The sequence below is a fragment of the Silvibacterium bohemicum genome (assembly GCF_001006305.1).
Classification (GTDB): domain Bacteria; phylum Acidobacteriota; class Terriglobia; order Terriglobales; family Acidobacteriaceae; genus Silvibacterium; species Silvibacterium bohemicum.
Window position 1 is genome coordinate 728209 of sequence record NZ_LBHJ01000004.1, and the last position, 20070, is coordinate 748278.

The window sequence follows — 20070 nt, forward strand, 5'->3', positions numbered from 1 at the left end:
ATACGATACCCTGTGCGTGGCTCACCGCAAAGGAATATGAAACGATGCGAACGTTCGAAATCCTACTTGCTCTGCTGGTTGTTGCGAGCGCCTTGGCCGCATTCTTGCAGAGAACTCCGCGGCGCATCCTGTCCGGCCTGCTTCTTCTCGATCTACTCGTATTGCTGTTGCATGCCGTCTTAGAAGGCCCGCACTGGCAGATGGCTCCCGCGTATCTTGCCGTGCTTTTATTCGCCGCTGCCTTCGCTTTTCGAAGACCGATGATCCAGCGGATCGTTGCTGTGGCGATGTTGCTTCTAACGCTCGGAACCTGCGCCGCGTCGGCAATGCTCCCCATGTTCAAGCTGCCCGCTCCCACCGGTACTTATGCCATCGGCACTCGCATCCTGACACTGGTCAACGATCATCCATCCGATCCCTCGTCGGCGAACTCCACCGGCAAGCGCGAGTTAGTTATTCAGGTCTGGTATCCGGCCGCGCCATCGCATGCTCCGCGTGCCCCTTATCGCAAGCTGGCGGAAACCAATCTCATATCTTCCTATCAAGCCGTCTTGTGGACTCACTCCCGCTGGAACGCTCCTTTCGCGCAAAGCAGCCATCCGTTCCCGCTACTACTTCTCAATCCCGCCTGGGGTGGCCGGCGCACTTACTACACCTACCTTGTCGAGGAACTGGCCAGCCACGGCTATATCATCATCGGCATCGATCACACCGGCAACTCAGGTCCAACGGCTTTTCCAGACGGACACGTGGAACAGCCCGACCTCGGTGAAGGAATCGACTTCGAGACTCACAGCTTCGATCAATTGAAGGTCTACGCTGCAAAGCAGCAGGAGATCCAGGTGGACGACAATCGCATTGTGCTGGATCAGTTCCAATGCTGGAGCGGAGATCAGACCAGCCCGTTTTATCGACGCGTCGATATGGATCGCGTCGGGGCGCTGGGACACTCCATAGGAGGATCGGTCGCAGCCCAGGCCTCTCTCGAAGACAGCAGGATCAAATCTGCGCTTGATATGGATGGATCATTCTGGGGACAGATTCAGCAAGAGGGCTCTGCCAAGCCTTTCATGATGATCGAAGAAGACGTCACGCAATTCACGCCTGCAGAATTACATCAGGACCGCGGTGCGCTCATCGATCTTCTCCTCGATCTCGGCGACACAACGATGATGCAGAAGTCGAACGGCTACCAGATCACATTGCACGGCAGCACACATCCCAGCTTTACCGACCGCAGCCTCTTCTCTCCTCGCAAAAGTTCATCGGGCGCGGGAACAATTCCGGTAGAGCGTGAGTACGCGATTCTGCGAACCTACGTTCTTGCGTTCTTCGGCAAGACTCTTCGCGGAGAAGACCCGGCAATCCTGCGCAACACGGATCAGCCGTTTCCCGAAGTAAGTTTCCGGTTTCTGCAGCGGCAATAGGAGAACTTCTCAAACGCGCGCCGCCAATGCCGGCTCGGAATTACAGTTCAAGACTTTTCAGACAGCGTGCCGGGCTCATGCTCGTTGCTGAGTTGAGGAGCAGCCTCCGGCGTAACGCCAGACGCCCCATGCCCAAATGCCACCGCCGCAGGCCCCACCGCAGTGCGCTCCATCAACCGCCATTCTTCCAAATATCCACTGCAGATCATTTCGAGCGTCTTGGGTATCGGCCGCCCCATGCGAGCCATTAGCTCCAGAATTCTGCTGCCGAGATGCTTGGCCACGGCCGCCAGCCCTCTCTGCTTATCGATAAAAATCGAGCGATACATTTGCGGTGCGCAGAATCGGCCGAAACTCAACGAGGTGCCCCCCATGAACTGCAGCTCTGCATGCCCGGATGAAATCAGGGACTCGACCATGCGTCCTCGCAGCACCACCGATAGACTTAAATGCTCGAAACCTACGTCGTTGAGTTGGGTCAGCAGGTGAAATCGATCCCCCTGGGTAAACCCGCATAGGATCGCCACCCAATTCCCGTGCTCGTCGCGCAAGCCCATCCTCTGGCTGCCCGAGTGAAATGCCAGCAGGCGTTCGTCCCGGACGAGCCTTGCTTCCTCCACCGGAAATGCCGTGCTGGTATTCAGGCGATGGACCCCGGCCTCATACTCCTGCCGGGTCAGCGAGGGCACGAACTCGATACCGGCGCTCGCTGCCTTCCTGATGTAGTTGCGAATATTTCTGCGCGTGTGCTTTCCCATCGTTCCGAGGAACTCATCAAAGCTGCCGGTAAGGATCATGCGGTCTCCCGGCACAACCGCGTCCAGATACTTCATTCGCGTGCCCGGCACCTGCGTCTTCTCATCCGTCCTTCGCAGGACACGAAGGTGAAGCGAATGAACTCCGCCGGAGAGTATTTTTTCGATCGACGCCTTTATAACTGCGGCCTCACGCTCGGGGCGGCACAGCAGCAGCCCTCGACCGACATAGTCGCCGCCGATAGCAAAACCTGTAGCAACTCCGCGTACATAGTGTTGGGTGGCATAGACCAGGCCGATTAACACATCGCCCTCCCAGCAGGCTACCGAGCAGGAACGGCGCGTGTCGTCAGTAGCAGCTAAAAAATGCAGCGGGTCTTGCAGGACATCGTCCTCCGCGCCCACTTCCCGGCGCAGAGCATCGATCTCGTCCCAATACCGGACAAAGCTCCGTGCGTCACTCAGCGTTTCTGTTCGCATGCCAGCGATCGATGTCATTGGAGGAAAGGATGAAGCGTTAAACATCCGAAGTACAGTCCAACTAGACGAGCTAACCTGCAACTTGAATCGGATGCATCTAAAAATATTTCATATGTTACAGTTTGCTGAATAATTCGTAATGACAATATTTTGAAAACGCCTTTTCTGTCGACTGCCATTTACCGGTTTAGGGAAAATAGTTTCGCGAGCCTTACGTTAAAGCTCCCATTACCAGGAATTGAAGACAGTTCGCACGGGCCGAACTACCTTTCCAGTAGTAGTAGATGCAGTTTTCAGAGATTCGTGCAGATTCTGGAGAAACCGCGCGTGCGTCATCTTTCTCTTGAGATCTTTCTGGAACGAGCGCACGTTTTCTGGGTCTTGAGCGCGACTCTGTCCTCCAGATCATCGGCAGACAGGGGAATTCCCAAAGGCGTTTGGCTCGATATACGGCGGCGACGCAATCGATCGCCGCGCTGCAACGCCAAACACGCGGTGGCTCGCGGTTATGTCTCGCATCTCCAGCAATGGGAGTGCGACATCGTCCGAAAAACATCTGGCCCTGAATCTACCCTCTGGATCTACCTTGCGCAGCAAAGCAAGTGGATCCAAACTCTATCGGCCAGCAGTTTGAAAAGTAGATAGTGAGCATTCGATTTTTTGTGCCGCAGGTACATGGGCGAACACGAACGCGCAGCACCAGGTCGGCCGGGCGCTGTCGACGTTCAACCCATCAGCGCACTATTAGGAGATCGGAACCACGCCAGGATGGAAGAACTCCAATCATCTTCTCCGCGGTCTCAGCCCTCGTGGCGATCGAGGATGCGCATCATTTGCAAAACGAACAGTTCTGGCAAAAGCCCGTCGAGAAGTATGACAGGCGCTCCTTAAATGTGATCGGCGTGCGGCAGCGGAAGCAGCGATAATCTTCTCTTTTTCGGATGATCGACCAGAACCAGCGGGGTTTCCACACCGAGGCAAGCTGAATGAACTCTTTCATGGGCTGGAACAGACTAGCGCCCGGAAACAATCACAAAGCTCTATCTTTCGGCTAGAAGAGACTATCTTTCGGCTACTTTTTGTGCGGGCTCAAAAAGAAGGCCCCATGATGCAGTCACGTCAGAAATCTCGGGGAGATCCACCACTCGCGGATGGTCCCGCAGACGCGATGCCCGAGTCATGGATTGACGTATTCTTGTGGATGGTGGACGCGGGTGGAATCGAACCACCAACCTGTCGATTAAGAGTCGAATGCTCTGCCAGTTGAGCTACGCGTCCAGTGGGTGCCGAAGAACCTCGGCTTGAGATGGTGGGAGCGTGTAAAACGACTCAACCGCCTCATTGAATATAACACAAAAATTCGCGTGGATTAGCTCGCTGCCGCAGCAGATCGATGCTCAGAAAGTGAAGGCGAGGCCGCCCTCAACCGCTCGTTCCGCTTGCGCGAAATAGAGCACACTGCCGTCGCTGGTAACCATCGGGCGATAGCCCTGCGCGAGGAGATTTCTCACGTCGATGATCGCCTCCAATCCACTGGGAAGGACACAGCGATAGTGGATCGGCTGCCGGACGAAAAAGCTCAGATAAGGATCGGCCAGATTCCGATTGAACGCATCGACCGAGGTCATCGAACCGGGCTGCTGCCAGCGATACGAGGCCTGCCATTGGGTCCTGGCGCGGGTTAGCTTGCCGCCGAAGGATGCCGAGTACATCTCGGTGCGGACGGGGCGCAGGCTGAGCAATCCATGTTCCAGGGTCACCGGTAGCGGCTGCGCATCCAGCGTAAGAGCGTCGCCCGTCGCCGCGGCGAAGGAGATCCACATGTCGTCCGGCAGCATGTCTTTGAGCTCGAGTACGGCGCCGTTACTGGCGAAGCCTTCACCTGCGATCCGCAGCGTGTCCGTCGCCGAATCGTAGAGCAGATCGCCGCTCTTCCAGTCGGCTTGCGAGATTGTGCCGCCGCCTTCGATCATCGGATTGGCATCCCGATCGTGGAATACCGTCATGCTCCACCGGACATTCCCATCGCCTTTGCTCAGCGAGAGCTCCTGGTGCAGCCCGTGCTCGAGTTCCAGCTTCCCGTTCGTTTCCCCAAGCGCCGGAACCAGCGTACTTGCCCGGTCGATCTGGTCCGCCTGCCGCACACCGGGCGTAGTGGTCATCCGATAAGTAACCGCGGTGTCGCCTGCCAGCACTCGCAGCGACCCAAAGGGATGGTTGGCGACCGCGGTCGTTCCCAGGTGTACAGCCTCAAACTCATTGCCGGCTTCGACCTGAATCGCCGGGGTAAGATCCATCGTCTGGGCGGTGCGAAACACCATCGCCTGCAGACCCTGCATATCCGTTCCACCCGCAATCTCGGGTCGATCCACGAATGCGGCCACCGTGCGCAGAGTTCTGCCCGGAGCCAGCTGCTGTTCATAGCCAACAACGGTATTGAGCGCCGGATCGTCAGCCTGGCTCAGATCGGCGCGCAGGAGCAACTGCCGGGTGCTGTCGTTCGACCGGCGCACCTCGAAGCCGTTATGCACGCCGCCGTCGCCAAATCCACTCGCCCCGCCGCGGATGGTGACCCGCGCCTTCAACGCCGCATTCTGGCCTTCCGCCTCCTGCATCACCACCATGGGACCATCGCCCAGCATGCGCAGTAAGGGCCGGTTGGCAGAAAGGCGCAGGGTCCAGGTCCAGTCATCTTGAGGCTCATCCGCCAGACGAGGCTGGGCCGGAAGCCAGCGAAACGCTTCATAGATCGTGCTGAGCGTGAGATTCACAACCAGCTTGGAGCTGGGGGCTATATGCAGATTCTCGCGCAGGGTAGGAAGAAAAAGCTCCGCCGTAGCCTTGATGCCGTAAACGCCGGGAAGAATCCTGGGGAGGGTGTAGTGACCGTGATCATCGGTGAAGGTCTGAGAGATCACCGAGAGATCGGGCTTGACCAGCTGGACCAGGGTGCCGATCTGAGGCGAACCCTTGGCGTCGCGCACCACGCCCGATACCGTTCCATCCGTCAGGGCATAGGCGGGGAACTGTAGCGCTGCACAGAGCAACACAATGATCGGGGCGTAAATGGAAAACCTTTTGGTCACAGATCCAATCTGTCTATTGCTCCCTGGCTCTTCGCTCCCAAACGTAAGGACCAAAGGCGGATTGACTGCTCTCCGGCAGTTTTTCCGCTTCCGCCTAATCTACCGTAAATGGCGCCGACTGGGCGATCTCCTGTTTCGAGACGCTGTCATTCACCATGACCTTGACAACATATTTCCCAGGCTGAAGGCTGGCAAGGGGGAGGCTCTTTTCCACCGTCAACTGATCGGAATTCGCGCTCATGGTCTTGGAGTTCTCTTCCGTGTCCAGAAGCGCTTTGTTCGAGGCGACATCGATAATCTGATATTTGATGGTCGCCGCATTCTGTTTGCTCTTCTCATCGATGCCCAGGTTATAAATCTGCATCCAGAAGCTCAGACTCTGGTCGCGATGAAAGGTCACCGGCGTGGCTGCATTTGCTGTCACGCGGGGACGAACAAAAGTGTTGCCGATGATGAAATTTCCCGTACCGATCTGCTTCGAAGGCACACGATACATTTTGTCTGCCAGAATCAGCGAAGAGGCCGAAAGCCGGTCATCGTCATACTTCGGAACCGTAACGCCCTGCGCGAAGATGCCGACGTGGTCGGGGTTATTCACATCCTTGATCGCGATATCGATGCGATAGCGGCCCGGCCGCAGAGGCAGCGCCTTCCAGTAAAGCTGGGAGTTGTCCAGGGTCTTCGGAAGCAGCTCCGAAGGCTGCTCCACCTGCACCGTCTCCTCAAATGTCTGGACTATGTGATCGGTAATCGTCGAGACGCGGCCCAGGATATTGACCTCGCCCTTCGATACACCATCCTTGGTCTGGAAGGTGATGTCGCGATTTTTGATCTGGAGCGTAACCGGCATGATCACCGTGTCATCCGTGACCTTCACAAAATCAGTCCGCACGTCGAACGGGAAGATCGGGCCAGTCAACAACTTGTGGTTGGCGAGGAAGGACTCCAGATCCTTGAACTTCACCGGAGGAGGAGCCTGCAGCTTGGCGTAAAGCTCAAGCCGGTCGAACTGCTTGCTCTGCAGCTGGGAGGACATCGGCCCGGTGCCCAGGTTTTCCAGGCCGCCGCGGAAACGATCCGCCTGCTTGGCCATGCCCATCTGCTCGTAAAGTGTCGCGCCGGCCCCAGGAACGTGCTGCAGTGCGTCTTTCTCCGAGCGGTCGATGGTCATGTGGTAATCGCCGCACATGCAGGTGTCGACGAATTCGACGTCGATGTTCTCGCCGATGCCTTCGAGATAGCGATAGTGCCAGATCTCAAAGGGATAAGTAGACGTCTGGCCGCCACCTTCTTCCATGGGACGGTCATACATGCCGCCGCTGGGGTGGGAGTCGATGCTGTCTGCCTTGCCGAATGCAATGTAGATATGTCCGCGATCCGTCTTCCAGCCCGGCTTGCCCGCTGCAAAGTGCTCATTGGCGTAGGCAATACGGCGGTAATTCTCTTCGCGGAACTCATTTTCAGGCGAATCCGGGTTTGGATTGCGGCGCTGCCAGAAGTTTTCGATGAAGTTATCCCGCTCTTCGTCGTTGCTGAGGCTCTTAAACGCCTTCAGCTCCTGGTCCGTGATGATCCAGTGGACATCTTCGTCCACCCACTTCTTATATGTGCCGTGGAGCTCCTGCTTCAATTCCTTCTGTTGCTTGAAGCGCTCCTTGTCCGAACGTTGGCGAGTGAGCGGATCCTGAGCCGGCGCAGACTGATCCTGCGCATCCGGTGTGGCCTGTGAAGGTGTGGCCGGTGAATCCGTCTGTTGCGCCTGAATGGATGGAATCGCTAGAAACGCACCGAAGGCGATCGCAAAAATGGCTGGAAAACGACCCTTTGACATACGCCGTCTTACTGCTCCTCTACAGCCTTTTGATTTTACGGACTTGAAACCCCATATACAAGCACAACCGCAGCTCTGGGGGCGCTAAACCTCAATCAAATTCAGGCTTCGCTGACACCAAATCGCTATCCGGCTTCGGAGTTTCTGCTGCTATCATGGATACCCGGAGGCGATGTAGCTGCTTCCCCATTCACTCGCGCCCCCAAGCCGTGGAAGTAAGACTCCGTAGACACGAAAAAGACAGCAAGGCTTGTTCAAAAAGCTCCGATTCGACCTGACGTTTTGACTGGGAACCATTTCCACTCCTCGTGCGTATATCGGGCGAACGAGGAACGCGGCAAATTAGCCATCGGGAAGAGTGCGCTTGAAGAAAATCATTATTATTGTCCTCGGCGTTGCCGTCGTGGCTGGGATTGTGGCTCTCACCATCGTGCGAGCTCAGGCCGGTTACACCAAGGTGCTTACCGGGAAGGTCGTGCGGCAAAACCTGACCTCGACCGTCAGCGGCACCGGCCAGATCAAGCCCAAGACCTACGTGAACCTCGGCGCTCGCGCCCTTGGCCGCATCACCCATCTCTATGTCAAAGAGGGCGACAAGGTCCATAAGGGCGAAGAGGTTGCGACCGTCGAAAATGTGGAGCAGGAGGCCAATGTCGAAGGCCAGAAGGCAGCCATCGCCGCCGCCAACACCGACATTGCCGCTGCCATAGCCGCGGAGAAGACGCAGGAAGCCTCCGTCGAACACGCCAAGGCCGACCTCGAACAGAAGCGCCTCGACTTCGATCGCGCCCAGGGGCTCTATCAGGCCGGAATCATGGCCAAGCAAGACTATGACGCTAAGAAAGCGGCGTATGACACCGATGCCGCCACGCTCGCTCAGAACCAAGCCGCCGTGGCTCAGGCCAAGGCCAACACCGCCTCCGCCCGCGGCCACATGAATACCCAGGTTTCGAATCTCACCGCCAACGTCGATCTCTTCAACAAGACCATCGCCGTGGCGCCCTTCGACGGCATCGTGACCAACCTGCCGGTGCGCGAGGGCGAAACCGTCGTTCCCGGTATTCAGGACACCAACGGATCTGTGCTGATGACCCTCGCCGACGTTTCGGTGATCACCGCCGAGGTCAAGGTCGACGAAACCGATATCGTCAACGTGGCTATCGGGCAGAGCGCCGATGTCTCCGTCGATGCCCTTCCCGGGAAGGTCTTCAAAGGCCATGTCACGCTGGTAGGCGACCAGGCGCTGCTGCGCTCGACAGGCGTCGCGACCAGCCAATCCACCAGCGGCCAGGAAGAGGCGAAGGACTTCAAGGTCGTCGTCACTCTGGACACTCCCACCGAGGAGCTGCGTCCCGGCCTGTCCACGACCGCCAAGATCACTACAGCTCAGAAGAACGACGTGGTCACAATTCCCATCCAGGCGCTGGCCTTACGCGCCCCTGACGATGGCGCCAAGAAGGGCGCCAATGCGGTGCAGGCCGCCACTGCCGCGAACAGTGCGCAAAAGCAGGTTCAGGGCGTCTTTGTCGTGCGCGACGACAAGGGCAAGCTCCGCGTTCATTTCATTCCGGTCGCCACCGGAATTACCGGCACCACCGACATCGAGATCACCGGCGGATTGCAGCCTGGCGATGAAATCGTCACCGGCACCTTCCAGATTCTGCGCGATCTCAAGGATAATTCGTTAGTGAAGCGCGATACGACACCGGTTGCGCCTCCCAAGAGCGATTCGTCATCCTAGCAGCAGTTGGCTCGATTCCTTTTGGAACTTGAACCGCGTCCAAACCGTATCCTGGCTAAGTCGTAGCCGATGGCTGGGCTAGGTCGTAGCCGGACGCTTGCGCGTAGTCGAATAGGAGTAGTGGATGACCACCGAAACCACCAACGAAACCGAAGCCAGAACTGCGGCCGCCGTGTCGCCAGGCGATGTAATTGTCGTAGAGGATATCTGGAAGACCTACGACATGGGCTCGGAGCAGCAGGTGCATGCGCTGCAGGGAATCACGCTCCGCATCAAGCACAACGAATATGTCGCAATCATGGGTCCCTCCGGCTCCGGCAAGTCCACGCTGATGAACCTGATCGGCTGCCTGGACACCCCGAGCAAGGGGCAGTACTGGCTCAATGGGCACCTGGTCAGCGAACTGAACGACGACGAACTGGCCCGCATCCGCAACAAGGAAATCGGCTTCGTCTTCCAGACTTTTAACCTGCTGGCCCGCGCCAGCGCTCTGCATAATGTGGAGCTGCCCTTGATTTACAACGGCACTCCCGCGGCGGAACGGCTGGAACGCGCCCAGGGCGCGTTGCGCGCCGTCAATCTCGACACCCGCATGAATCACAAGCCGAACGAGCTCTCCGGCGGCCAGCGGCAGCGCGTAGCCATCGCACGCGCGCTCATCAACCGGCCTTCGATCATCCTGGCCGATGAGCCCACTGGAAATCTGGACTCGAAGACCGGCGACGAAATCATGGCGCTCTTCGATCAGCTTCATTCGAACGGAAACACCATCGTGCTGGTCACCCACGAGCCGGATATCGCCGAATACGCTCACCGCGTCGTCCACATCCGCGACGGAAAGATTTTCTCCGATCAGCCCTCCTCGCGCGTGCGCCGCCCCGAAAATAGCTAAATCATCCTCCATCCCCTCTTGCATCGCAAGGCCCTCAATCCTGGGCTCTCAGTTCGCGCCTTGAGCCACGGATGGCTTAGCATCCTTTCATCTCCTCTCGATTCCCGCCGATAAGGGAACGAGAGGATCGATTGATCTTGGTGTCTGGGCAGCAAATTCGGGAGCAATTCGGGGAGCAAACCTCGAAGCAGAGCAGAGACCAGCTGCTTCACCAGGCAGCGTCTGCGGCTGCGAAGCATCCCGAATGGTCGCTTGGCCTCATGGCCGGCCGAAGTCTGGTGATGCAGCGCCTCTTCGCGCAGATGCGATCGACCGCGCCTCACCTCCGCATCGCCACCCTTGAAGGCCAAAGCGGCACCGGCAAGGAGACCGCCGCGCGCACCCTGCATGCACTCGGCCCAGCGGCATCTGGCATCTTTCTTCCCTGTCCCGCTCCACATTTTTTCGAGCATCTGCCCGCGGTCATTCGCGAATCGCGAGATGGAACGCTGCTGTTGAATCACATCGAAGACCTCACCGCCGCCCAGCAGGCTCGTCTGCTGGATTTCCTTCAGTGGCTCGATCACCAGCACGCCCGGCGCCTGCCCGATTCCGCCCCGCGCCAGGTCTTCTTCAGCACGAACCTGCCAGTGCGGAAGCTCGTCTCGGCCTTCTCGCTGCGCATCGATCTGGCCAATCGCCTCACCGTGATCCGCTTCACCTTACCTCCGCTGCGCGAACGTCGCGAAGACATCCCTCTACTGGCCGACTTCTTTGCAGAACGTTTCTCGGTAACCCATAACAAACCGGTTCGCGGACTGGGACCGCAGTCGCTTCCCCGGCTCCTGACCCATCCATGGCCCGGCAATGTACGTGAGCTGGAAAACACGATCCATGCCGCCGCCATGGCCTGCGAAGGTCAATGGATTCGCCCCATCGACATCCCTTCCCTTTCGCCGGGCTTCTCTGTAGGCAGCACAGATCTCGCAGGGCCGGATAACGATGCCGGCAGAGGCAGCAGGCAGGACACTCCCGCAGAGGATCCAAGCCACGATCCGAATCACGACCCAAATCTGGACCGCGCCATCTTGCGCCACATCACGCTCGTCCTGGCGCAGGTGGATGGAAACAAACTCCGCGCCGCCCGCCTGCTCGGCATCAGCCGCTCCACCCTTTACCGCCTGCTCGAATCCCGCCGGTCTTAAATTCACCGACCTCCGGTCTTAGGTTCGACGACCTCCGGTCTTGGATTCACCGGCCCCCGCGCCTAGATCGCGACCGCGCTCCTGGTCGGGTTATCGCCGAAAATCGCAAGGCTCAGCCCTGAAGCTTGCGGACCTCCGCATATCGCAGCCACTACAATGAGCGAACGGATTCGTATAACCCATGCAGAAATCTTTCGCCGTTGCCGTCGTCGCCCTCGTCCTGCCCATTGCCTCGGCCCACGCCCAGACCTTTCCCAAGTCAGTGCAGAAAGAGGCCGCGCAGCACTCGGAAGAGCAGAAGCTAGGAGTTCCTGCCGCTCCAACCGCCGCTCCCGCCCTCGCTCCGGATGCTTCACTCGAAGACCGGCGCAAAGCGCTCAACGCGCTCTTTGCGGAGATGTGGGAGACCCGTCTGCGGCTCGATCCAGAATTCGCCTCAACCATCGGCGACAAGCGCTACAACGATCAGCTCACCGATTACTCCGTCGACGCCTATAACGAAGAGCTGGCTCGCGGCCGCGACTCCATCATTCGCCTCGGCTCCATCGACACCGCCGGAATGGATGATCAGGAAATCCTCAGCAAAGACCTGATGATTCGTCAGCTCGTCGATCAGCAGGCCGAAGCGGAGTTCAAGCCCTGGGAGATGCCCGTCAACCAGTTCAGCGGGCTGCACAACGAGCTGCCCCAACTGGTTCCCCGGCTTAGCTTCGAGACGGTGAAGGACTACGACGACTACACCGCACGCCTCACCAAAATTCCTACCGCCTTCGATCAGATCAGCGCCAACATGAGCACAGGCATCGAAGATGGCCGCGTGCCGCCCAAGTATCTGCTCGAAAAAGTGCTTGTCCAGGTCAACGCCATCGCCACGGCAAAGCCCGAAGACACGCCCTTCGCCAGGCCGCTGCAAAAATTTCCATCTGCAATTTCTCCCGAAGATCAGACACGCATCAAGGCCGCAGTTCTCGACGCCATCCAGAAGCAGGTACTTCCTGCCTACGCGCAGTTCGCGCGCTTCCTCAAGGCTACGTATATCCCCGCAGGCCGCACCGACCCCGGCGTGTCGTCGCTGTCCGATGGCGACAAGTATTACGCCTTCCGCGTCCGCGAAAGCACGACGACCGACCTCACCCCGGCGCAGATTCATCAGATCGGCGTCGACGAGGTGAAGCGCGACGAAGCGGAGATGCTGGCTATCGCGCAGAAACTGGGATTCAAAGACATCGCGGCGCTGCGTGCATCGATCAATACCAATCCCAAGCAGCACCCGCAGAGCAAAGAACAGTTTTTGAATACCTTTCGCGCGGACATCGATCAGATGCGTCCCAAGCTGCCCTCTCTCTTCGGACGGCTACCCAAGGCTCCGCTTGAAGTCGAGGCAGTTCCGGAATTTATCGAGAAAGATCAGGCGCCCGCCTATTACGACCCCGGCACGCCCGACGGCAAGCGTCCCGGCAAGGTCTTCGTGAACACTTACGATTTCGAACACCGCTCGCTGGCCAATGTCGAGTCCATCGCGTACCACGAAGGCATCCCCGGCCATCACCTGCAGATTTCCATCGCGCAGGAGTTGACTGGCATTCCCGAGTTCCGCAAATATCTCGGCTACACCGCATTCGTCGAAGGCTGGGGCCTCTATGCGGAGCGGCTGGGCAAAGATGTCGGCTTCTACCAGGACCCATACTCCGACTACGGCCGCCTGGAAACCGATATCTTCCGCGCCATTCGCCTGGTTGTCGACACCGGAGTTCACTCCGAGCATTGGAGCCGCGAGCAGATGGTCCAGTACTTCCACGACCACTCCGGGCTCGACGATGCGACGGTGCAATCGGAGGTCGACCGCTACATCGCATGGCCGGCACAGGCGCTGGGCTACAAGATCGGGCAGCTCAAGATCCTGGAGCTGCGTGCGAAAGCCCAGAAGGAACTCGGCAGCAAGTTCGATCTCAGCGCCTTCCACGATCAGGTCATCGACTCGGGAGCGTTGCCGCTCGATGTGCTTGAGCAAAGGATCGATGCTTGGATTGTTAAGGTGAAAAGCCACTAACTGCGAGCCTTCAACGATCGCGGTAGCGGCTTCACGTCAGCAATCGATGCTCGCTGGGCTTCAGCTTCGATTGCTCAAAGTGCGCGCGGCCAGCCCCTCAATACACCTGGGGCCGATTCATAGGCAGGCGAACCTGAAAGCAAGTCGAACCCGAAACCGATTGCACGGTGACCGAGCCCAGGTGCTTGTGGACGATGCGCCTCACGGTATCGAGCCCCAGACCTAGAGCCTGTCCGATCGGCTTGGTCGTAAAGAAGGGCTCGAAGATACGCGAAGAGATAGCTGGATCGATGCCCGGCCCATCGTCCCAGAACTCGATGAAGGCCACTTCTCCGTTCAGCGTGATCGTAATCTTCAGCACGCCGTGGCCGTTCATCGCCGCGAATGCATTTTCGATCAACGCCGTCCACACCTGGCTAAGCTCTCCGCCATAAGCCATGATCTTGGGCATGGACGGATTGAAATCACGAATGATGGTGATCCCCTGTGATTGCGAATGCAGCAGCGTCAATGCGCTCTCTACCGACTGGATCAGATCGACATCCTGAACGGGAGCCTGATCCATGTAGGAGTAATCCTGAATGGCCTTGATGATGCTGAAGATGCGCGAAGAGGAATCGGCAATCGTCTTCACGGTCAGGCGCGCATTCAACGAGGTGGAGAAGCTGGCTACGGCGGCGGGAAAAGCCTTTGCTCCGATCTGGGACGCAAGCTCCTCGAGCGATGCGACAGGCAGATGCGCTGCGGCGAAGACTGGCGCAAGCTTCCATGCGTCGGGGACCCGGTGCGCTTCGAGCCAGCGCAACAGCACATCCTCGCGGTCGCCATCCGACAAGGCGCCACCATCTGCGCGCTGGGCAGCGGCTGCGGCTTCGACGATCCTCTGCGCGCGGCATATCCACTCTCGATACAGGGAGAACTCTTCTTCGGAATCGAAGAGCCGGCCCAGGCGGCAAAGCTCTTCGTCGCGGTCGATATTCGATAGCAAACTGAGCGCGGCTCGCTGCGCGGCAGACGCCGGGTTCTTGAGTTCATGAGAGAGATTTGCGGCCAGCTTTCCAAGCGCATCCAGCTTCTCCGCCTGCTGCTCGGCGCGGGTAAAATCACGGGTCCGTTCGACCAGAATCGATGCGCAACGCTGCCCCATGGAGGGGATGGCAAGCAGCATCTCCGGAAACAGATCCTCATGAACATCGAGAATCCACGCCGGGCCCGAGGTCGAGCCGCCACCGCCCCAGGTCTTCATCCTTGAAAAAGGCAGTTTGCCTGTGACTTTTCCAGTGCGTCCAATGGACAGCGTGATAAGGCCGGAATTCTTCCGGTAAACGCAGACTTCGCCCTTCAGAATGACGCTGAAATGGTGCGCGGGCGCGCCTTCTCGAAAGATGATCGCCTGATCGGGACCGACGCGCTCACTGCTATGCGTGGCCAGCCAGAGATATTCCTCGTCGGTCAGGCCCTGGAGCAGTTCCACACCGCGCAGTGCCTCGACGATTTCCTCTACAGGCGTAGGAACCGGGGGAGCCGTGCAGAGCTGCCCGTAGCCCAGACCGAATGGCCGTAGCTCGAGGGGAGAATGATTCGCGGGTTGTTCCACCGCTTCCGGGGTCTGGCTCGTCATATGCTCCGCTCCTTATGTCCGTAAGGTATCAGCCGCGATATCCACAAAGCGTTAGACGCTTTCAACGAATAGATGCCCGGCGGCAGACGATGTAACCGGGTTTTGATCGTCGTCTGCCCAAATTACCTGCGAACATGTTTGCCTTTGATCCTTGAGCCTACTCCCGCTCCTGTCGTCGGAATATCAACAGCAAAGCCCGCTCCTGTACTCTTAAACCACGTATGAACACCGCTGCACTGAATCAAGACCTGTCGCAATTGCGAGTGGCCGTGCTGGGAGCCGGAAAAATGGGCGGCATCCTCCTGCAAGCCTTTCTGAAGCAACAGATTCTCAGCCCTGACCAGCTCCTCGCCACGGTCGCGCACGCCGATCGCGCTGCCGCTCTCTCCGCACAATGGGGTGTCGAAGTCTCGACCGACAATCTGGCTATCGCGCAAAAGGCCGATGTCATCCTCCTTGGTGTCAAGCCCTTTCAAATTCCGGACCTGGTCGAGCAGATTCGCCCCGCGCTTACTCCAGAGAAGCTGCTCATTTCCTTCGCTGCATCGGTGAGAATCAGTGCCATCGAGCAGGCTGCGGGCATGGACATCGCGGTCATCCGCTCCATGCCGAACACGCCCTCGATGCTCGGCGCCGGCATCTCCGCGCTCTGCCGGGGCCGCTTCGTGAACGACGCACAGATGGCCTTCGCCTCGCGGATCTTCGAAACCGTCGGCCGCACCGTCGTCGTCGACGAGAAACACATGGACGCCGTAACCGGCCTCTCCGCCAGCGGTCCGGCCTTCATCTACATCATTCTGGAATCGCTCGCCGAAGCCGGAGTGAAGGTCGGCCTGCCCCGCGATATCGCCACGCTCCTGGCAGCGCAAACCACCTTCGGCGCGGCCAAGATGGTGCTCGAAACCGGTTATCATCCGGCACTGCTCAAAGACGCCGTCACAACTCCCGCGGGATGCACCATCGATGGCATTCTCGAATTAGAAGAGGGCGGCCTGCGCGTGACCTTGATCAAGGCCGTGATGCGCGCCACCCAACGCGCCAAGGAATTGGCCGCGGGCTAAGGAACCATTTGGGGAAATCTGTGTTTATTCTCTAAGAGAATTTTTCTATGACTTTGTCCGTGTGAGAAATTCACTAAATGCAGCTTTTCTTAACCGAAAAGCTGCTTAGAGCATCTCTTTACGGTCTGCTTCCAAAGGGAAATGCTCTTAGCGGGAGATTTCGCCTGTGATCCTTCGCACGAAGATACTGCTCATCGTCGAGTTCCTTGGAATCTTCGTTGCCATTCCCCTGGCCCTGGTCCTCGGACCGCAAATCGTCCCGCCGATGCCGATTCTCTGGCTGGCCGCCGCCTACGGTTTGATCGCGCTCTATCGCGACCCCAACTATCGCCGCTCCGAGTTGTGGAACCCAGGCCCGCTGCGCAGGCAGCTCTCCTCAATGCTGCTGCTCTTCGCGATGGGCATAGCAGTCATTGGCGCCCTGGTTTATGAATTCGCGCATCCGGTGCTGTTCAGCTTCGTCCGTGCTCATCCCATCGTCTGGGCGCTGGTGATGGTCCTCTATCCCGTTCTTTCCGTATATCCGCAGGGCATCCTCTTCCGTGCCTTTCTTCTTCATCGCTATCGAAATCTCTTCGGCGCGCCGCCACAAAAGGAAAAGGCGCTGATTTTGCTCAGCGCCTTTTCCTTTTCCTTGATGCACGTTGTCTTTCGAAACTGGGTCGCGGTCGCCCTCACCTTTGCGGGCGGCGTTCTTTTCGCCCGGCGGCATCTGGCTACGCGCTCCCTCTTTGTTTCGTCCTTCGAGCACGCGCTTTACGGCTGCTTCATTTTCACCGTAGGACTCGGCCAGTACTTCTTCGCCAAGCTCGTATAGCTACTGGGGCTTGGTGGCGTCGTTCACCTTCTGGTCGGTTTCCTTGGTCTTGTCCTTGGTCTTGGTCGCAGTCTGGTGCGCATTGTCCTTGGCCTTGGAACCCGCCTCTTTGTTGGGAGCGAAGACCTTTTCGGTGCCTTCCTTGGTCTTGTCGCCTACCTTCTGTCCGGTTTCCTTGGTCTTGTCGTAGCCTTTCGTGGTGCCTTCCTTAGTCTTGTCGTAGGTCTTGGTCGTTCCCTTTTTCGTGCCGTGATAGGCCTTCGTGGTTCCCTTCTTGATCGCGTGGCCGGTGCTCTTGGCCGCATCCTTGGTGTCGGTCCCTGCGTTCTTGACGTCTTGCTTGGCGCCGGTGTCCTGGGCTAATACAGTCGAACCGGCTCCAAAAGTCAGGGTGGACGCCAGCAATAGGGTAAAAATTCGTGAGTTTTTCATATCAGTCCACAGATTAGCCAAAGCGAGGTGGAGTTGCCTACGGGAATCGGTAAAATAAGTCGATGAGCCTCGAATGAACGCTACGTCGTCCATCCCCGGACCTGCTATGCCCGGACCTGCTATGCCCGGACCTGCTATACCCGGATCTACCATTCCCGGATCTGCGCTTCCGGCAACATTCGCTCCAGCCCCCATGCCTTCTCGGGCGGTGCGGCGATATGCATGGGGCGTTGTCGCGTACAACGTCGCGGTAATCATATGGGGAGCTGCGGTGCGCGCCACCGGTTCGGGAGCAGGCTGCGGCGATCGGTGGCCTCTCTGCAACGGCTCCGTGATTCAGCATCATCCCACCGTGGCCACGCTGATCGAGTTTGCTCATCGCTCCATGAGCGGCGTCGCTCTCATCCTGATCGCCGGCCTGGTCTACTGGACTTTTCGTGCCGCGCCCCGACGCCACGCTGCACGAGCAGCAGCAGTCACGGCTCTGGTGCTCACTTTGAACGAGGCGCTGCTGGGCGCGCTGCTCGTTCTGCTCGGCAAGGTCGCGCACGATCAATCGGCATCGCGCGGTGTCTATCTCGCCCTTCACCTGACCAACACGCTTCTCATGCTCGGCGCGCTCACGCTGACCGCGCACTTCCTTTCGAGAAAAATGGGCTACATGCTCGGAAGCATCGAGTTCCGCCGCCGAAGACTCGCCATCCCCGGACTTGCGGCGGTGATTCTTACCGGAGTCTGCGGCTCTCTCGCCGCGCTGGCCGACACGCTCTACCCGGCGGACAGCCTGCGCGCCGCCATCCTTCAGGATTTTGCTCCCAACAGCCCGTGGCTTCTCCACATCCGCTGGATGCATCCTGTCGTGAGCCTCATCGCCGGAGCCTTCATTCTGTGGATCGTCTTCCGCGGATTCGCCAACTCCTTCGATCGCGGCCTGTCTCTCACCGTCGTTGGCCTGCTCGTTTTTCAATACGCATTGGGGGTCGTCGACCTCGCCCTGCTCGCGCCCGTTGCGATGCAGATGCTCCACCTGCTCGGCGCGGATCTTCTCTGGATCGCTCTCACCGTTCTCACCGCCCGCCTTTGCCTGCGGCCCATCGGGTGCGTCGGCAACAGCTGCTTAATCTAGACGCTTCTCCCCATCTGCCGCCAGATCGCCTGCCGCGTCCTAAAGACGCTTTGCGCATGCTGGAAGAAATGTATTCAAGACCGATCTTTTTTGCTTCCCAATTCAGCGAAAAACCGATTTACTTACGAAGATGCAGCGCGTAGGACAGAATGAGCCGGCTATCTCAGGCCGCTCTTGTTTCGAGACTGCGATGATGGTGGCCGCTGCGATAACTTGCGGTCGATCGAAATGTACGCAACACGTTCAGGAAGTCGGACTATGGTGAATCAGGCAGAGCAACAGGTTTCTTCAGTGATCGCGAACGGTCATGCCCCTCAAGCAGCGGAGCTGGCCGAAAAATCGGAGCGCATTGCCGCATTTCTTGACCGGCACGGATATTCGGCGCTCCTGCTGAGCCGCCATGAAAATATCGCCTGGGCCACCGCGGGCCAGGTCGAAGCGCGCGTCGCGCTGGGATCGGAAGCAGCCGTCACCTCGCTGCTCATCACCCGCGAAGGCCGGAAATACTATCTCGCCCCTGAAAATGAAGGCCCGCGCCTCGCGGCAGAAGAATTCGCAGGCCTCGATTACGAGCCCGTTCTCTATCCCTGGTACGAATCCGCCGCTCCACATTTGAAAAAGCTGACGGGCGGCAAGAGCTTCGCATCAGACGCGGCCACAGCCGACGCTACACAGGTCAATCTCGGCTCGCTTCGCGCTCCGTTGCTTCCTACGGAGATCAACCGTCTGCGCGCTCTCGGACGCGACACCGCGGACGCAACAGTTTCCGTTCTCGAATCGCTGGAGCCAGGCGTCACCGAGTATGAAATGGCCGCGCGCACCTCGGCCGCTCTGCTGGAGCGAGGCATCGCGCCCACTGTTTTGCTGATGGGCACCGACGACCGCATCCGCAAGTACAAGCATGCCGTTCCGCGCAAGGGCGTCCTTGAACACTATGGCATGGTCAATCTCTGCGCGCGCAAGTGGGGATTAGTGGTCTCGATTACCCGCTTTGTTCACTTCGGCTCTGTACCCAAGGAGCTTGCTGCGTCCTTCACGCATGCGGCACAGATCAATGCCGAACTGTTGCATGCCACGCGTCCCGGCGCAACCTCCGCTGCAATCTTTGCCGTGGCCAAGAAAGCCTATGCCGCTGCCGGAGTTCCCGAAGAGATCGAGCGACACCATCAGGGTGGCCCCTGCGGCTACGTGGAGCGTGATTGGGTCATTACCCCACACGGAGAGCAGACTGTTGCCCTTCCGCAAGCGTTCGCCTACAACCCGAGCCTGCGGGGAGCCAAGGCCGAAGACACGGTGCTGGTCACCAAGGACGGCGTCGAAGTCCTGACCGGTACCCCGTCACTGCCCGTTATCGAATCGGAAGTCGGTGGGAAGATCTATCGCGCTGCAGGAGTGCTCGTAAAGTAAGAAGCCCGCGAGCGCTGCAAAACAAATTTACAGGCGTCGCAGAGATGCCATTTACTCGGGCCGCCGGACTTAGCAGCTCTTGAGTAAAGAATCGATTGTTGTCCTCCCAAACACCGGAGACCGCTGGTCTCCGGTGCCTTTTTCAATCGGGAGGCTGACA

At 58.6% G+C, this 20070-nt stretch carries 14 protein-coding genes and 1 tRNA gene; 9 read left to right on the top strand and 6 right to left on the bottom strand.

The window, feature by feature from the left end; translation table 11 throughout:
* Positions 1-44: 44 nt before the first annotated feature.
* Positions 45-1427, top strand: coding sequence for an alpha/beta hydrolase family protein (locus XX99_RS13760; RefSeq protein WP_050059940.1), 1383 nt, complete (start codon positions 45-47; stop codon positions 1425-1427).
* 47 nt (positions 1428-1474) lie between these two features.
* Here XX99_RS13760 and XX99_RS13765 read toward each other — a convergent pair whose 3' ends face one another.
* The 4 genes from XX99_RS13765 to XX99_RS13780 all read right to left on the bottom strand — a co-directional run bounded on the left by XX99_RS13765 (position 1475) and on the right by XX99_RS13780 (position 7579).
* A complete protein-coding gene (locus XX99_RS13765; RefSeq protein ID WP_184085259.1) occupies positions 1475-2662 on the bottom strand; it encodes a GNAT family N-acetyltransferase in 1188 nt (395 codons plus the stop codon).
* Between the two features lie 1202 nt (positions 2663-3864).
* Positions 3865-3940 (bottom strand) — tRNA-Lys (locus XX99_RS13770).
* A 119-nt stretch (positions 3941-4059) separates the two neighbouring features.
* Complete coding sequence (locus XX99_RS13775) at positions 4060-5748, bottom strand: carboxypeptidase-like regulatory domain-containing protein (RefSeq protein WP_050059942.1); 1689 nt, start codon at positions 5746-5748, stop codon at positions 4060-4062.
* 94 nt (positions 5749-5842) lie between these two features.
* Positions 5843-7579: a GWxTD domain-containing protein gene (locus tag XX99_RS13780; RefSeq protein WP_050059943.1), complete on the bottom strand. Its 1737-nt coding sequence runs from the start codon at positions 7577-7579 to the stop codon at positions 5843-5845.
* Between the two features lie 358 nt (positions 7580-7937).
* On the opposite strand from XX99_RS13780, the gene XX99_RS13785 reads away from it, so the two are divergent.
* From XX99_RS13785 to XX99_RS13800, 4 genes are all read left to right on the top strand, one after another.
* The gene (locus XX99_RS13785) at positions 7938-9320 is read left to right on the top strand and encodes an efflux RND transporter periplasmic adaptor subunit (RefSeq protein WP_156185979.1); all 1383 of its coding nucleotides are present in this window, start codon (positions 7938-7940) and stop codon (positions 9318-9320) included.
* Between the two features lie 124 nt (positions 9321-9444).
* Complete coding sequence (locus tag XX99_RS13790; protein WP_050059945.1) at positions 9445-10212, top strand: ABC transporter ATP-binding protein; 768 nt, start codon at positions 9445-9447, stop codon at positions 10210-10212.
* 140 nt (positions 10213-10352) lie between these two features.
* Positions 10353-11396 carry a sigma-54-dependent transcriptional regulator gene (locus XX99_RS13795; protein WP_231581375.1) on the top strand — a complete coding sequence of 348 codons (1044 nt, stop codon included), beginning with the start codon at positions 10353-10355 and terminating at the stop codon, positions 11394-11396.
* Positions 11397-11577: 181 nt separating this feature from the next.
* A complete protein-coding gene (locus XX99_RS13800) occupies positions 11578-13446 on the top strand; it encodes a DUF885 domain-containing protein (RefSeq protein ID WP_082125548.1) in 1869 nt (622 codons plus the stop codon).
* Positions 13447-13543: 97 nt separating this feature from the next.
* Here the strand turns inward: XX99_RS13800 and XX99_RS13805 are convergent, their stop codons facing one another.
* Entirely contained in the window at positions 13544-15067 is a 1524-nt protein-coding gene (locus XX99_RS13805; protein ID WP_082125549.1) for a sensor histidine kinase, read from the bottom strand.
* 221 nt (positions 15068-15288) lie between these two features.
* Here XX99_RS13805 and proC point away from each other — a divergent pair, with 221 nt between their 5' ends.
* Both proC and XX99_RS13815 read left to right on the top strand, forming a co-directional pair.
* Positions 15289-16128: a pyrroline-5-carboxylate reductase gene (proC, locus tag XX99_RS13810; protein ID WP_050059947.1), complete on the top strand. Its 840-nt coding sequence runs from the start codon at positions 15289-15291 to the stop codon at positions 16126-16128.
* A gap of 166 nt (positions 16129-16294) precedes the next feature.
* Positions 16295-16945, top strand: coding sequence for a CPBP family glutamic-type intramembrane protease (locus tag XX99_RS13815; protein WP_050059948.1), 651 nt, complete (start codon positions 16295-16297; stop codon positions 16943-16945).
* Here the strand turns inward: XX99_RS13815 and XX99_RS13820 are convergent, their stop codons facing one another.
* Entirely contained in the window at positions 16946-17377 is a 432-nt protein-coding gene (locus XX99_RS13820; protein ID WP_156185980.1) for a hypothetical protein, read from the bottom strand.
* Positions 17378-17450: 73 nt separating this feature from the next.
* Between XX99_RS13820 and XX99_RS13825 the strand changes: the two genes are divergently transcribed.
* A complete protein-coding gene (locus XX99_RS13825; protein ID WP_231581330.1) occupies positions 17451-18503 on the top strand; it encodes a COX15/CtaA family protein in 1053 nt (350 codons plus the stop codon).
* 258 nt (positions 18504-18761) lie between these two features.
* Complete coding sequence (locus tag XX99_RS13830; RefSeq protein ID WP_050059951.1) at positions 18762-19910, top strand: M24 family metallopeptidase; 1149 nt, start codon at positions 18762-18764, stop codon at positions 19908-19910.
* The last annotated feature ends 160 nt before the right edge of the window (positions 19911-20070 follow it).